Source organism: Ectopseudomonas khazarica (assembly GCF_017915135.1).
Lineage (GTDB): Bacteria > Pseudomonadota > Gammaproteobacteria > Pseudomonadales > Pseudomonadaceae > Aquipseudomonas > Aquipseudomonas khazarica.
Map to the genome: position 1 here is coordinate 1,557,994 of NZ_CP068551.1, position 12,883 is coordinate 1,570,876.

The window sequence follows — 12,883 nt, forward strand, 5'->3', positions numbered from 1 at the left end:
TTACGCCTCCCCCAGATAGGCTTTGATCACGTCCGGGTTGTTGCGGATCTGCTCCGGCGTGCCGTCGGCCAGGGGAGTGCCCTGGTTGATCACGTAGATGTGGTCGGAAATGCTCATCACCAGCTTCATGTCGTGCTCGATCAGCAGCACGGTGACATTGTGCTCGTCACGCAGCATGCCGATCAGCTCCTTCAGGTCTTCGGTCTCGCGCGGGTTGAGGCCGGCAGCCGGCTCGTCGAGCATGAGGATGCTCGGACGGGTCATCATGCAGCGGGCGATCTCCAGGCGGCGTTGCTGGCCGTAGGCGAGGGTGCCCGCCTCGCGGTTGGCGAACTCCACCAGGTTGACCTTCTCCAGCCAGTAGCCGGCGAAGTCCATCGCCTCGCGCTCGCTGCGACGGAAGCTGGGCGTCTTGAACAGGCCGGCCAGGTAGCTGGTGTTGAGGTGGCGGTGCTGGGCGATCAGCAGGTTTTCCACCGCGGTCATGTCCTTGAACAGACGTACGTTCTGGAACGTCCGCACCACGCCCTTGCGGGCGATCTTGTGGCCCGGCAGGCCTTCGATGGCCTCGCCGTCGAGACGGATGCTGCCCGAGCTTGGCTGGTAGAAACCGGTCAGGCAGTTGAACACGGTGGTCTTGCCGGCGCCGTTCGGGCCGATCATCGAGACCACCTGCTTTTCCTTGACGTTCAGGCCCACCCCGTTGACGGCCAGGAGGCCGCCGAAACGCATGGTCAGGCCGCTTACTTCGAGAATCGTGCGGCTCATCGCTTCAGCTCCAGGTGGGGACGTTGCATCGGCAGCAGACCTTGCGGGCGCCAGATCATCATGAAGATCATTACCAGGCCGAAGATCAGCATGCGGTACTCGCTCAGCTCACGCATCTCCTGCAGCATCACCATGACGATGGCCGCGAGGATCACGCCGAGCTGCGAGCCCATGCCGCCGAGCACCACGATGGCGAGGATCATCGCCGACTCGATGAAGGTGAAGGACTCCGGTGTCACCAGACCCTGACGGGCGGCGAAGAAGCTGCCGGCGAAACCGGCCAGGCTGGCGCCGATGGTGAAGGCCGAGAGCTTGATCACGGTGGGGTTCAGGCCCAGCGCGCGGCAGGCGATCTCGTCCTCGCGCAGGGCTTCCCAGGCGCGACCGATCGGCATGCGCAGCAGGCGGTTGACCAGGAACAGGGTCAGCAACACCAGCAGCAGGGCGATCAGGTAGAGGAAGATCACCTTGTACTGCGAGTTGTAGGCGATCTCGAAGTAGCCGTGGAAGGTGGGCATGTCGGCCGGCACACGACGCTCGAAGGACAGACCGAACAGGGTCGGCTTGTTCTCGTTGGCGATGCTCAGGCCGTTCGGGCCGCCGGTCAGGTCGGTGAGGTTGCGCAGCAGGATGCGGATGATCTCGCCGAAGCCCAGGGTCACGATGGCCAGGTAGTCGCCGCGCAGGCGCAGCACCGGGAAGCCAAGCAGGAAGCCGAACAGGGCGGCCATCATCCCGGCGATCGGCAGGCACATCCAGAAGCTCAGGCCGAAGTAGTGCGAGAGAATCGCGTAGCTGTAGGCGCCGACCGCGTAGAAACCGACGTAGCCCAGGTCGAGCAGGCCCGCCAGGCCGACCACGATGTTCAGGCCGAGGCCGAGCATCACGTAGATCAGGATCAGCGTGGCGATGTCCACGGCGCCACGGCTGGCGAAGAACGGCCAGACCAGGGCGACCACCAGCATGGCCAGGATGATCCAGCGCTGGGTGGAGGGCAGGGTGAGGAAGTTGCCGACCTGGCCGCCGCTGGGCAAGCTCGGTCGTTTGGCCCAGGCCGGGGTGATGCGATCACGCAGCAGTTGCCACACGAAGATCAGCGCCGCAGCGCCGCCGATGCACCAGAGCTCGAACGCGGTGGCACCGTGCACTTCCAGGCTGATGCCGACGGTGGTGAGTTTCAGACCCAGGACTGGGTAGGCAATGATCAGCACCAGCAGGGCGCTGAAAATCGCCGATTTGAGGTTCTTCACGCTGGAGGTGCTCATACCTTCTCCACCTCCGGACGGCCGAGGATGCCAGTGGGACGGAACAGCAGCACCAGGACCAGCAGGCTGAATGCGACCACGTCTTTGTATTGATCACCGAAGATATCGGCACCGAAGGCTTCGGCCACGCCGAGCAGGAGGCCGCCGAGTACCGCGCCGGGGATGCTGCCGATGCCGCCGAGTACCGCAGCGGTGAAGGCCTTGATGCCGGCGAGGAAGCCCAGGTGCGGGTTGATCACGCCGTACTGCATGCCCAGCAGCACCGAGGCAATGGCCGCCAGGGCGGCGCCGATGACGAAGGTCAGGGCGATGATGTTGTTGGTGTTGATACCCAGCAGGTTGGCCATCTTCAGGTCTTCGGCGCAGGCGCGGCAGGCACGGCCCAGGCGCGAGCGGGAGATGAACAGGGTCAGGCCGATCATGGCGACGAAGGTGACGATGAAGATCAGCACCTGCATGTAGGAGACGACCACGCCGTTGGTGGCGCTTTCACCGAGGATGAAGTTGCCAGGCAGCAGGCTGGGAATGGCCTTGTCCTTGGAGTCCTGCGAGAGCAGCACGGCGTTCTGCAGGAAGATCGACATACCGATCGCGGAGATCAGCGGAATCAGACGGTTGCCGCCGCGCAGGGGGCGATACGCCACCCGCTCGATGCTGTAACCGTAGGCACTGGTAACGATCATGGTGACGACGAACGCGCCGATCATGATCACGGGTACGGCTTCGATACCGAACATGGAGAGACCAGCAATCACGATGAAGGCGACGTACGCGCCAATCATGTAAACCTCGCCGTGGGCGAAGTTGATCATGCCGATGATGCCGTAGACCATGGTGTAGCCGATGGCGATCAGGGCATAGGTGCTGCCAATGGTCAGGCCATTGAGCAACTGTTGCAGGTAGTGATAAAGATCAGGCATAGCCTAACTCCTGGGCAGCGCGTAAAGCGGCGCTTGTGGCGCAGCGCGAGGCCGGAATTCTTCTAATAAACAAAGCCCACTGCAGGCTGCAGTGGGCTTTGGGTTCAGGCGGGAAGCTTACTTGGCTTCGGACTTGGAACCGTCCTGGTGCCATTCGTACACCACGAAGCTGAAGTCCTTCAGATCGCCCTTCTCGTCGAAGGCCAGGGTGCCGGTGGGGGTGTCGAAGCTGTTGGAGCGCAGGGCGGCAGCTACCTTGGCGGTATCGGTGTCGCCGGCTTTCTCGATGCCTTCAGCGATGACCTGAACGGCAGCGTAGGCCGGGAACACGAACGGGCCGCTCGGGTCTTCGTTCTTGGCCTTGAAGGCCTCGACCAGCGCCTGGTTCTTCGGATCCTGGTCGAAGGACTTCGGCAGGGTGACCAGCAGGCCTTCGGAAGCCGGGCCGGCGATGGCCGAGATTTCCTTGTTACCCACGCCTTCCGGACCCATGAACTTGACGTTCAGGCCACGCTCTTTGGTCTGGCGCAGCAGCAGGCCCAGTTCCGGGTGGTAGCCGCCGTAGTAGACGAAGTCGACACCCGCCTGGTTGAGCTTGGCGATCAGCGCGGAGAAGTCCTTGTCGCCGGCGTTGATGCCTTCGAACATGGCGACTTTCACGCCTTTGCCTTCCAGGGTCTGCTTGACCGCGGTGGCGATGCCTTCGCCGTACTGCTGCTTGTCGTGGATGACGGCAACGCTCTTCGGCTTGATGTGGTCGGCGATGAAGTTACCGGCGGTCGGGCCCTGCAGGCTGTCCAGACCGATGGTACGGAAGACCAGCTCGTAGCCACGAGCGGTGATGTCCGGGCTGGTGGAAGCCGCGGTGATCATCAGGATACCTTCGTCTTCGTAGATGTCGGAGGCCGGCTGGGTGGAGCTGGAGCACAGGTGGCCAACCACGAACTTGACTTCGTCGTTGACGATCTTGTTGGCAACGGCCACGGCCTGCTTCGGATCGCACGCGTCGTCGTAGACCACGCCTTCGAGCTGGGCGCCGTTCACGCCGCCAGCCTTGTTGATCTGCTCGATGGCCATCTTGGCACCGATGAATTGCATCTCGCCGTACTGTGCGACGGCACCGGTCACCGGGCCGGCCAGGCCGATCTTGATGGTGTCGGCTGCCATCGAGTAGCTGGCCGCCCCCGCCAGTGCCATTGCCGCGAACAGTTTGGAAATCTGCTTAGTAGCCTTGTTCATGAATGCTCCAGTCTTGTGTTTTTCATTGTTGTAGTTCTTGCGGCCGAAGCTGCAGAACCGGGTCCTTGATCCCGGTAATGCCCCCGGCAACTGTACCGGAACAGTGTAGAGCGCGGATTTGCGCCTTGAAAAGCCGGCAGCGGGAGGCGAAACACGGGGTTGTCGCTTAAATGCAAGAAATGTATAGAAAAACGGCGTGGCCTGGGTCGGCTGGCGAGCGTCGCGCAGTTGCCAGGGCAACGCTCGACGTTATCATGCGCGCCTGCACTTACCGCCATCGACACGGGGCACACCATGACGGAACAATCTAGCACCCTCTATGCCAAGCTGCTCGGCGAGACAGCCGCCATCACCTGGCAGGAGCTGCAACCTTTCTTCGCTCGGGGCGCGCTGCTCTGGGTCGACGGGGCGCAGGATCTGGTGGCGATCGCGCAGGCCGTGGCGGAGAACGACCAGGCCAAGGTTACCGAGTGGATGAACCAGGGGCTGCTGAGCAAGCTCGAAGATGCACAGGCCGAAGATCTGCTGACGCGTGATCCGCAGCTCTGGGCCGTGGTGGTCGCGCCCTGGGTGCTGGTTCAGGAGAGGGCAGGGCAGTCGACGCTGCACTGAAATGTTGCGCGGCAGCGCTGCAGGTCCCGGTCTAGACTGTCCGGGCGCGTTCCTCGGTACTTTGCCAGCGCAACCGATAAGGAGAGCAAGCATGTTCGAACCCGGTCATCTGCATCGCAGCAGGCTGCCTGGTCTGGATGGCCAGCCCGGCTACAGCATCGACTTCCACTACGAGGTGCGTCAGGACGCGCAGGAAGGCCCGATGCTGCACGGACGCCTGGCTGGCGAGATCGACGGCAAGGCCTTCGAGGAAGTCTTCGAAATGCACCGCGACACGGCCTTCAATTTCGCCAGCGTGATCTCTCGCCTGGTGGCCAAGCACGGCCTGCACCCCAACCACAGCCCGATCATGCGCGAGCACGAAGAGTACGACGCGATCTTCGAGGACATTCGCGCCAAGCTGCACACCAAGCCGGGAGATGCGGTGAACTTCGATCACCTGGAGCGTGATGGTCTGTAGCGCGTCGGATACGGGGGGCATCTGCGTCGACCGACGCGGCGGTTCGCTGACCACAGGCCATAAAAAACCGGATGCTGAGATCCGGTTCTTTGTGTGCGGGGCCTGTGTCAGGCGGCGACGAAGCCTGCAGGGTAGGCGAGGGAGGCCTGGCTGCTTTGCACTTCGGCGATGGTCTCGCGAACGACCTGCTTGGCCAGGCAGGCGCACTTGCCGCACTGGCTGGCGATGCCGAGCGAGCCGCGGACTTCACGATAGCTGCAGCAGCCTTCGTAAACCGCATCGCGGATTTGTGTATCGGTGACACCTTCACAGAGGCAGACGTACATGGGGCAAGGCTCGCCTTGGTGGTTCTGTTCGATGAATCGGATACTAATGTTAATGAGAATGCTTGTCAAAGATCGATTGCGAATGCTCGCACCTCCTGACGAACGGCGCAGGTCGCGCATTTTCCAGGCATGAAAAAACCGGCAGGTGCCGGTTTTTTTGATACGCGTACGGAGGCGGGGATCAGTGGTCGAACTCGTCCCAGCCGCCCATTTCCTTCCAGCGGTTGACGATGCCGCAGAACAGCTCGGCGGTCTTCTCGGTGTCGTAGCGCGCCGAGTGCGCCTCCTTGCCGTCGAACTCGATACCGGCAGCCTGGCAGGCCTTGGCCAGTACGGTCTGGCCATAGGCGAGGCCGGCCAGCGTGGCGGTGTCGAAACTGGAGAAGGGGTGGAACGGGTTGCGTTTGATGCCGCAGCGCGTCACGGCGGCATTGAGGAAGCCGAGGTCGAAGCTGCTGTTGTGCCCGACCAGAATCGCGCGCTTGCAGCCGGCCGATTTGATCGACTTGCGAATGCCCTTGAAGATTTCCCCCAGGGCATGGTCCTCGCTCACCGCCATGCGCAGCGGGTGATCGAGCTTGATGCCGGTGAACTCCAGGGCCGCCTGTTCGATGTTGGCGCCCGCGAAGGGCTCGATGCGGAAGAAGTGGGTGTGATCCGGGTAGAGGAAACCCGTCTCGTCCATGGCGATGGTGGTGGCGGCGATTTCCAGCAGCGCGTCGGTGGCGCTGTTGAAGCCACCGGTCTCCACGTCCACCACGACCGGCAGGTAGCCACGAAAGCGCGCTGCCATCGGCGAGCGTGGGCCGGCCGGCAGGCTCGGGTCCAGTTCGTCGTCGTAGTTGTCTTCGCTCATGCCTGGGCCTCCAGCAGCTTCCAGCGCAGGGTTTCGCCCGCGCGCAGGGGCACTACGCTGTTCTCGCCGAGCGGCAGGCTGGCCGGTACGGTCCATTCTTCGCGCACCAGGGTGATGCTGTCGCTGTTGCGCGGCATGCCGTAGAAGTCCGGGCCATGGAAGCTGGCGAACGCCTCCAGCTTGTCCAGCGCGCCACGCTGTTCGAAGGCCTCGGCATACAGCTCGATGGCGGCGTAGGCGGTGTAGCAGCCGGCACAGCCGCAGGCTGCTTCCTTGGCATGCTTGGCGTGCGGCGCCGAGTCGGTGCCGAGGAAGAACTTGGCGTTGCCACCGGTGGCGGCGTCGAGCAGGGCTTCCTGGTGCACGTTGCGCTTGAGGATCGGCAGGCAATAAAAGTGCGGGCGGATGCCGCCAACCAGCATGTGGTTGCGGTTGTACAGCAGGTGGTGCGCGGTGATGGTGGCGCCGACGTTGGCCGAGGCGGCCTCGACGAACTGCACGGCGTCACGGGTGGTGATGTGCTCGAACACCACCTTGAGCGTCGGGAAGCGCTCGACCACGCGGCTCAGGTGCTCGTCGATGAAGGTCTTCTCGCGGTCGAACACGTCGATCTCGGCGCGGGTCACTTCGCCGTGCACCAGCAGCAGCATGCCGACTTCGGCCATGGCTTCCAGGGCCGGGAAGATCTTGTCGATGCTGGTCACGCCCGAGTCGGAGTTGGTGGTGGCGCCGGCCGGGTAGAGCTTGGCCGCATGCACGAACCCGCTGGCCTTGGCCGCGCGCACGTCTTCGGGGCTGGTGTTGTCGGTGAGGTAGAGCACCATCAACGGTTCGAAACGGCTGCCGGCCGGGCGTGCGGCCAGAATGCGCTGGCGGTAGGCGTCGGCCTCGGCGGTATTGCGCACCGGCGGTACCAGGTTGGGCATGATGATGGCGCGGCCGAAAGTGCGCGCGGCATCGCCGACGGTGTGTGGCAGCACCGCGCCGTCGCGCAGGTGGATGTGCCAGTCATCGGGACGCAGAAGAGTCAGACGGTCGGACATGGAGGCTTCCAGGCGGGTAAAACGTGGCCGCATGGTACCTGAAAAGCAGCTGTTCGCGCTTGCGCCGACGCGACAATCACGCACGGGGGTCAAGTTTTCGCGCAGCTGACCGATATCAGCAGAGAATGCCGTGAACCGCCCTGGAGCCTGCCGTGCGTGCGCCCTATTTCATCCTGATCAGCCTGCTGGCTGGCATGCCTCTGTGCCTGCCGGCGCATGCCATCAGCTTCCAGACCCGGCTGGAAAAGGTGGAGTGGAAGGTCGAGGGTGATCAGTTCGAGTGCCGCCTGAGCCAGCCGATCAGCAACTTCGGCAGCGGCGAGTTCGTGCGCCGCGCCGGTGAGCAGGTGACGTTCCGCCTGAAGGCCCGTGAACACTGGATGGGCGCCGGCTCGGCGACCCTGCTGGCGGCTGCGGCGCCGTGGCAGCCCGGACGCGAGGACATCAACCTGGGCGTGGTCAGCGTCGGCCAGGGCGAGGTGCCTTTCAACACCTCGCAGGAGCAGGGCGCGCGCCTGCTCAGTGGCCTGCTGGAAGGGCGCAGCCCAGTGGTGCGCCACCGTACCTTCAATGGTGGGGAGCGCCTGGAGGTGCGCCTGCTGCCGGTGAAGTTTCACCAGGCCTACGATGACTACCAGGCTTGTACGGCCAAGTTGCTGCCGGTCAACTTCGACCAGATCCGCCAGGCGCAGATCGGTTTCCCCGGCGGCGGCATCGACCTGGATCCGATGGCCAGGGCCAAGCTCGACATCGTTCTCGAGTTCGTCAAGGCCGACCCCAGCATCAACAGCTTCCAGATCGACGGCCACGCCGACAACACCGGCAATCGCCTGACCAACCGCGATCTCTCGCGTCGTCGTGCGCTGGCCGTGCAGGACTATCTCAAGGCTGGTGGCATCCCGGCCGAGCAGATTACCGTGCGCTTCCACGGCGAGCGCTATCCGCTGGTGCCGAACAACAGCGAGGCCAACCGCGCCAGGAATCGCCGGGCGACCCTGCGCCTGGACCGCGTGCCCGTGCCGGAGGCGGCGCCACAGACCACGCCGGCGAGTCCGGCTGCCGACCCTGCGGGCAGCACGCCCTCCTGAGGCATGCGGCACTGCGGCGGGGCCGCGAGTCCGCTCGAGGGTGGCCGCCGGCGTCCACGGCCGGAAAATGACCGCTTATCCTCGTCGCTTCGTCATCACAAGCTGTCGCGCCTCTGTAAATTGACCGGCAGGGTCAGTAGAATCACGGGTTTTACCGTACAACCCGTGGAGTGATGGCATGGCGGACGTCAAAAAGGTAGTTCTGGCCTATTCCGGTGGCCTGGACACCTCGGTGATCCTCAAGTGGCTGCAAGATACCTACAACTGTGAAGTGGTGACCTTCACCGCCGACCTCGGTCAGGGCGAAGAGGTCGAGCCGGCCCGTGCCAAGGCACAGGCGCTGGGCGTCAAGGAAATCTACATCGACGACCTGCGCGAAGAATTCGTCCGCGACTTCGTCTACCCGATGTTCCGTGCCAACACCATCTACGAAGGCGAGTACCTCCTGGGTACGTCCATCGCCCGTCCGCTGATCGCCAAGCGCCTGATCGAGATCGCCAACGAGACCGGCGCCGACGCCATCTCCCACGGCGCCACCGGCAAGGGCAACGACCAGGTGCGTTTCGAGCTGGGCGCCTACGCGCTGAAGCCGGGCGTCAAGGTCATCGCGCCGTGGCGCGAGTGGGACCTGCTGTCGCGCGAGAAGCTGATGGACTATGCCGAGAAGCACGCCATCCCGATCGAGCGCCACGGCAAGAAGAAGTCGCCGTACTCCATGGACGCCAACCTGCTGCACATCTCCTACGAGGGCGGCGTGCTGGAAGACACCTGGACCGAGCACGAAGAAGACATGTGGCGCTGGACCAAGTCGCCGGAAGCGGCGCCGGACGTTCCCACCTACATCGAGCTGACCTACCGCGGCGGTGACATCGTTGCCATCGACGGCAAGGACATGAGCCCGGCGCAGGTGCTGGCCGAGCTGAACCGCATCGGTGGCGAGAACGGCATCGGCCGTCTGGACATCGTCGAGAACCGTTTCGTCGGCATGAAGTCCCGTGGCTGCTACGAGACCCCCGGCGGCACCATCATGCTCAAGGCGCACCGCGCCATCGAGTCGATCACCCTCGACCGTGAAGTGGCGCACCTGAAAGACGAGCTGATGCCGAAGTACGCCAGCCTGATCTACAACGGTTTCTGGTGGAGCCCGGAGCGCGTCATGCTGCAGCAGATGATCGACGCCTCGCAGGCCAACGTGAACGGCGTGGTCCGCCTGAAACTGTACAAGGGCAATGTCATCGTCACCGGCCGCAAGTCCGACGACTCGCTGTTCGACGCCAACATCGCGACCTTCGAGGAAGACGGCGGCGCCTACAACCAGCAGGACGCGGCGGGCTTCATCAAGCTCAACGCCCTGCGCATGCGCATCGCCGCAGGCAAGGGCCGCAAGCTGCTCTGATAGACTGCTTGCAGCGTGTCAAACGACCCCGGCCACGCGCCGGGGTTCGTCATTCTGGGCCCGGCAACAGCGGGCCGATGAGGAGAACAGCCATGAGACTGCTGCACACCATGCTGCGTGTCGGCGACCTGGACAAGTCCATCGCCTTCTATACCGAAGTGCTGGGCATGACCCTGCTGCGCCGCAAGGACTATCCGGACGGCCAGTTCACCCTGGCGTTCGTCGGCTATGGCGACGAGGCCCACAACAGCGTGATCGAACTGACCCACAACTGGGGCGTCGACAGCTACGAGCTGGGCAGCGGCTACGGCCACATCGCCCTGGAAGTGGAGGACGTCTACAAGGCCTGTGAGGACATCCGCTCGCGTGGCGGCAAGATCACCCGTGAGCCGGGGCCGATGAAGCATGGGACGAGCATCCTGGCCTTCGTCGAGGACCCGGACGGCTACAAGGTCGAGTTGCTCTCGCCCTCGCGTCGCGACTGATTGCTGCGTCGATGAAAGAAGCCCCGCGTCTGCGGGGCTTTTTCGTGCGGCTTCAGATATCGAAGTCGTATTCGGCCAGCTGTTTGTGCAGGCGGCGCTCTTCGAGGAAGTTGTCGATGATGCGGCGTTTGGTCAGGTTGGTCTTGGCAACTTCCACCGCAGGCTCGGCATCGTCTGCATCGTCCGCGACAAAGTCTTCGTCCAGTTCGAGGTCTTCTTTGTCTGTGCTCATCTATTCCACTCCAGGCCCATTACCAGGGGCCATTTGCGCACCTTATAGCGGCAAAAATTGAGCGGGTAAAAAAGATTTTTTCAATCAGAAGATCGCCGGATTCTATGGTCGATCAATCGTCCGAGGTCTTGGCCTTGTACTCGCACAGGTCTTCGATGCGGCAGGCGCCACAGCGCGGTTTGCGCGCGGTGCAGACGTAGCGCCCATGCAGGATCAGCCAGTGGTGGGCGTCGAGCAGATAATCCCTGGGCACGAACTTGAGCAGCTTCTTCTCCACCTCCAGCACGTTCTTGCCCGGGGCGATGCCGGTGCGGTTGCTGACGCGGAAGATGTGCGTGTCCACGGCCATGGCCAACTGACGAAAGGCGGTGTTGAGCACCACGTTGGCGGTCTTGCGGCCCACGCCGGGCAGGGCTTCGAGGTCCTCGCGGTTGTCCGGTACCTGGCTGCCGTGTTTCTCGATGAGGATGCGGCAGGCCTCGATGACGTTCTTCGCCTTGCTGTTGTACAGGCCGATGGTCTTGATGTACTCGGACAGGCCCTCGACGCCGAGGGCGTAGATTGCCTCCGGTGTGTTGGCCACCGGGAACAGCTTGGCCGTGGCCTTGTTCACGCTGACGTCGGTGGCCTGGGCCGAGAGCGTCACCGCCACCAGCAGCTCGAAGGGGTTGCTGTAGGCCAGCTCGGTCTTCGGCTCGGGGTTGTCCTCGTGCAGGCGACGGAAGATTTCCAGGCGTTTGGCTGCGTTCATGGCTCAGGGCTTCTGGCGTAGCCCGGATGCAATCCGGGGTGGTTTCGGCATTCCCGGATTGCTGCATCCGGGCTAGGGTTTGTCGCTCACCTGGGCGCCATCACTCGATGACTCCGGTGACGCGCACGCGGCGGCTCTGTGCCGGCGCCTCGGGCGCAGCGGCCCTGGCCCGTTCAGCGGCGATCTGGTCGATGCGGTTCTTGCCGGCGATCAGCAGGCCCAGGACGATGAAGGCGCCCGGCGGCAGGATGGCCAGCAGGAAACCGCGGTAGTCCTGCACCAGGGTGAGCTTCCAGTCGGCGGCGACCGGGCCGAACAGCAGGTGCATGTTGGCGAACAGGGCGCCGGTGCCGAGCAGCTCGCGTATCGAACCAATCAGCACCAGCACCACGCCGAAGCCGAGGCCCATCATCAGGCCGTCATACGCGGCGCGGGCTGGGTCGTGCTTGGCGGCGAAACCGTCGGCGCGGCCGAGGATCACGCAGTTGGTGGTGATCAGCGGGATGAAGATGCCGAGGATCTGGTACAGCTCGTAGGTGTAGGCCTGCATCAGCAGTTCGATGCAGGTGGTCAGTGCGGCGATGATCATGACGAAGGCCGGCAGGCGCACGGCGGTGTTGACCACGCCACGCACCAGCGACACGGCGGTGTTGGAGCAGATCAGCACCACGGCGCTGGCCAGTGCCAGGCCGAGGGCGTTGACCGTGGAGTTGCTCACCCCGAGCAGCGGGCAGAGGCCGAGCAGCTGCACCAGCGCCGGGTTGTTCTTCCACAGGCCGTTGAGGGTGATGTCGCGATAGCTGGTCATCGTTCATCCTCCGTCAGGCCCAGCAGCTGGGCACGATGGGTGGCGAAGTAGCGCAGGGCGCCGTGCACGGCCTTGACCACGGCACGCGGCGTGATGGTGGCACCGGCGAACTGGTCGAAGTCGCCGCGATCCTTCTTCACCGCCCAGCCTTCCTCGTCGGGATCGCTCAGGGACTTGCCGGCGAAGCCAAGTATCCAGTCGCTCTTGGCCAGCTCGATGCGATCGCCCAGGCCGGGGGTTTCCTTGTGGCTGAGCACGCGCACGCCGGCCAGGCGACCGTCGGCGTAAATGCCCACCAGCAGGTGGATGGCGCCACTGTAGCCGTCCGGCGCGGTGACCGGCAGGATCAGCGCACTGGGCTGGCCATCCTTGAACGCCAGGTAGGCCGACTGCGGGCTGCGGTGGCCCAGTTCCGGCGCGTCGAGTTCGATGCGATTGTCCAGCAGGTGGTTGTCGTAGCTGCCGGCCGGCAGGATTTCGGCGAGGGCGCGCACCTGCGCCTCGCGCTCGGCGTTGGCGATGCGCTCGGCGGTGCCTTGTTGCAGCAAGGCGACGCTGCCCACCGTGGCAATGGCGAACAGGCCAAGGACCAGGGCGTTCTTCAGCATCGAGCGGCTGATTTCCGGCAGCATGC

The 12,883-nt window shown here is 64.0% G+C and carries 16 protein-coding genes; 5 read left to right on the plus strand and 11 right to left on the minus strand.

Annotated elements, in window-relative coordinates:
- From livG to JLK41_RS07215, 4 genes are all read right to left on the minus strand, one after another.
- Positions 1 to 768, minus strand: coding sequence for a high-affinity branched-chain amino acid ABC transporter ATP-binding protein LivG (livG, locus tag JLK41_RS07200; protein WP_037055463.1), 768 nt, complete (start codon positions 766 to 768; stop codon positions 1 to 3).
- The gene (locus JLK41_RS07205; protein ID WP_037055465.1) at positions 765 to 2,033 is read right to left on the minus strand and encodes a high-affinity branched-chain amino acid ABC transporter permease LivM; all 1,269 of its coding nucleotides are present in this window, start codon (positions 2,031 to 2,033) and stop codon (positions 765 to 767) included. Before JLK41_RS07205 ends, livG begins: the two co-directional genes overlap by 4 nt.
- Positions 2,030 to 2,953: a high-affinity branched-chain amino acid ABC transporter permease LivH gene (gene livH, locus JLK41_RS07210; protein ID WP_037055468.1), complete on the minus strand. Its 924-nt coding sequence runs from the start codon at positions 2,951 to 2,953 to the stop codon at positions 2,030 to 2,032. Before livH ends, JLK41_RS07205 begins: the two co-directional genes overlap by 4 nt.
- A gap of 117 nt (positions 2,954 to 3,070) precedes the next feature.
- Entirely contained in the window at positions 3,071 to 4,192 is a 1,122-nt protein-coding gene (locus JLK41_RS07215; RefSeq protein ID WP_037055470.1) for a branched-chain amino acid ABC transporter substrate-binding protein, read from the minus strand.
- Positions 4,193 to 4,486: 294 nt separating this feature from the next.
- Here JLK41_RS07215 and JLK41_RS07220 point away from each other — a divergent pair, with 294 nt between their 5' ends.
- Both JLK41_RS07220 and JLK41_RS07225 read left to right on the plus strand, forming a co-directional pair.
- Positions 4,487 to 4,804 (plus strand): DUF2288 domain-containing protein, encoded by a 318-nt coding sequence (locus tag JLK41_RS07220; protein ID WP_210390672.1) that lies wholly within the window; start codon positions 4,487 to 4,489, stop codon positions 4,802 to 4,804.
- Between the two features lie 91 nt (positions 4,805 to 4,895).
- On the plus strand, positions 4,896 to 5,264 hold the full coding sequence (locus JLK41_RS07225) for a DUF5064 family protein (protein WP_047584483.1): 369 nt from the start codon (positions 4,896 to 4,898) through the stop codon (positions 5,262 to 5,264).
- 107 nt (positions 5,265 to 5,371) lie between these two features.
- On the opposite strand, the gene JLK41_RS07230 is transcribed toward JLK41_RS07225, so the two are convergent.
- The 3 genes from JLK41_RS07230 to pyrC form a co-directional block, all read right to left on the minus strand.
- On the minus strand, positions 5,372 to 5,590 hold the full coding sequence (locus tag JLK41_RS07230) for a bacterioferritin-associated ferredoxin (RefSeq protein WP_037055480.1): 219 nt from the start codon (positions 5,588 to 5,590) through the stop codon (positions 5,372 to 5,374).
- Between the two features lie 181 nt (positions 5,591 to 5,771).
- Complete coding sequence (rnt, locus tag JLK41_RS07235) at positions 5,772 to 6,446, minus strand: ribonuclease T (protein ID WP_037055482.1); 675 nt, start codon at positions 6,444 to 6,446, stop codon at positions 5,772 to 5,774.
- Entirely contained in the window at positions 6,443 to 7,489 is a 1,047-nt protein-coding gene (pyrC, locus tag JLK41_RS07240) for a dihydroorotase (RefSeq protein WP_210390673.1), read from the minus strand. Before pyrC ends, rnt begins: the two co-directional genes overlap by 4 nt.
- 152 nt (positions 7,490 to 7,641) lie before the next feature.
- Between pyrC and JLK41_RS07245 the strand changes: the two genes are divergently transcribed.
- From JLK41_RS07245 to gloA, 3 genes are all read left to right on the plus strand, one after another.
- Positions 7,642 to 8,577, plus strand: a complete 936-nt coding sequence (locus JLK41_RS07245; RefSeq protein WP_037055486.1) for a flagellar protein MotY — start codon at positions 7,642 to 7,644, stop codon at positions 8,575 to 8,577.
- A gap of 178 nt (positions 8,578 to 8,755) precedes the next feature.
- Positions 8,756 to 9,973 (plus strand): argininosuccinate synthase, encoded by a 1,218-nt coding sequence (locus JLK41_RS07250; protein WP_037055488.1) that lies wholly within the window; start codon positions 8,756 to 8,758, stop codon positions 9,971 to 9,973.
- A 92-nt stretch (positions 9,974 to 10,065) separates the two neighbouring features.
- Positions 10,066 to 10,458, plus strand: coding sequence for a lactoylglutathione lyase (gene gloA, locus JLK41_RS07255; RefSeq protein WP_037055490.1), 393 nt, complete (start codon positions 10,066 to 10,068; stop codon positions 10,456 to 10,458).
- Positions 10,459 to 10,510: 52 nt separating this feature from the next.
- On the opposite strand, the gene JLK41_RS07260 is transcribed toward gloA, so the two are convergent.
- From JLK41_RS07260 to rsxG, 4 genes are all read right to left on the minus strand, one after another.
- Positions 10,511 to 10,690, minus strand: a complete 180-nt coding sequence (locus JLK41_RS07260) for a PA3496 family putative envelope integrity protein (protein ID WP_004423730.1) — start codon at positions 10,688 to 10,690, stop codon at positions 10,511 to 10,513.
- Positions 10,691 to 10,802: 112 nt separating this feature from the next.
- Positions 10,803 to 11,441 carry an endonuclease III gene (gene nth / locus JLK41_RS07265; protein WP_037055492.1) on the minus strand — a complete coding sequence of 213 codons (639 nt, stop codon included), beginning with the start codon at positions 11,439 to 11,441 and terminating at the stop codon, positions 10,803 to 10,805.
- Positions 11,442 to 11,541: 100 nt separating this feature from the next.
- Positions 11,542 to 12,249, minus strand: a complete 708-nt coding sequence (locus JLK41_RS07270; RefSeq protein ID WP_037055495.1) for an electron transport complex subunit E — start codon at positions 12,247 to 12,249, stop codon at positions 11,542 to 11,544.
- The gene (gene rsxG, locus JLK41_RS07275; protein ID WP_047584479.1) at positions 12,246 to 12,881 is read right to left on the minus strand and encodes an electron transport complex subunit RsxG; all 636 of its coding nucleotides are present in this window, start codon (positions 12,879 to 12,881) and stop codon (positions 12,246 to 12,248) included. The genes JLK41_RS07270 and rsxG overlap by 4 nt, the downstream gene beginning before the upstream one ends.
- Positions 12,882 to 12,883 lie beyond the last annotated feature (2 nt).